The organism is Kitasatospora putterlickiae (assembly GCF_039527695.1).
Lineage (GTDB): Bacteria > Actinomycetota > Actinomycetes > Streptomycetales > Streptomycetaceae > Kitasatospora > Kitasatospora putterlickiae.
Genome location: NZ_BAAAKJ010000444.1, coordinates 1 through 1,207 on the forward strand (window position 1 = coordinate 1; position 1,207 = coordinate 1,207).

General features: G+C 76.5%; 1 protein-coding gene. It reads right to left on the minus strand.

Features of this window, described 5'->3' with window-relative positions; translation table 11 throughout:
• A partial coding sequence (locus ABD308_RS36130) for a helix-turn-helix domain-containing protein (protein ID WP_344344410.1) occupies nucleotides 1-1,161 on the minus strand: 1,161 nt, incomplete at its 3' end.
• Nucleotides 1,162-1,207 lie beyond the last annotated feature (46 nt).

Consider the following 1,207-nt stretch of genomic DNA (forward strand, 5'->3'; position numbering starts at 1 on the left):
CGGGAACCCCGGGGCGCCGGCCTGCCCGTGCCCGGCCGGTCCACCGTGCCCACCGTGCTGGCCCGGGGCCGACCCGCCCATCGGGGCGGCCGAGGCCGGCGACGGAATCGCTCCGGCCGTCCGCGGGTCGCCGCCTGCCGAGGCCTGCGCCGGAGCGCCCGCCCCGGGCCGCCGGGCCCGGTAGCTCGTCCGGTACGCGGCCGGCGAGACCCCGAGCTGGCGGCGGAAGTGCCCGCGCAGCGCCACCGGCGACCGGAAGCCGCAGCGGCGCGCGACGTCGTCCACCGACAGCTCCGAGGTCTCCAGCAGCCGCTGCGCCTGCAGCACCCGCTGGGTGATCAGCCACTGCAGCGGGGCGCTGCCGGTGAGCGTGCGGAAGCGCCGGTCGAAGGTCCGCCGGCTCATGTAGGCGCGGGCCGCCAGCACCTCGACGTCGAACTGCTGGTTGAGGTTCTCCAGGGCCCAGGTGACGACCTCGGCGAGCGGGTCGTTGCCGATCTCCTCAGGTAAAGACTGATCGATGTACTGGGCCTGTCCGCCGCCGCTGCGCCGGCTCGGCACCACCAGCCGGCGGGCGAGCGCGTTGGCCGCCTCGGCGCCGTGGTCGCTGCGGACCACGTGCAGGCACAGGTCGATCCCGGCGGCGGTGCCGGCCGAGGTGAGCACGTCGCCGTCGTCGACGAACAGCTCGCGCGGGTCCACGTGCACCCTCGGGTAGCGCTTGGCCAGGGTCGGCGCGTACATCCAGTGCGTGGTCGCCGGGCGGCCGTCCAGCAGGCCGGCGGCGGCGAGGACGAAGGCGCCGGTGCACAGGCCGATGATCCGCGCGCCCTCGTGGTGCGCCTTGCGCAGCGCGGTGATCGCTTCGACCGGCGGCGGCTGCGAGATCGAGCGCCAGGCCGGGACGACGATCGTGCCGGCCCGGGCCAGCGCCTCCAGCCCGTACGGGGCGGAGAGGGTGAGGCCGCCGGTGGTGGCGAGCGGGCCCTCCTCGCCGGCGCAGACCAGCAGGCGGTAGCGCGGCACCCCGGCGTCCTGGCGGTCGACGCCGAAGACCGAGAGCGGGATCGAGCTCTCGAAGATCGGCGCGCCGCCGAAGATCAGGACGGCGACGGTCTCGCGGCGTCGGCGGCCGGAGAGCTTGCGGGGCGCGGCGGCCATCGCGGGCGTCGAGGAGCCGTTGAGTCCGGCGGAACCGCCGTGGACG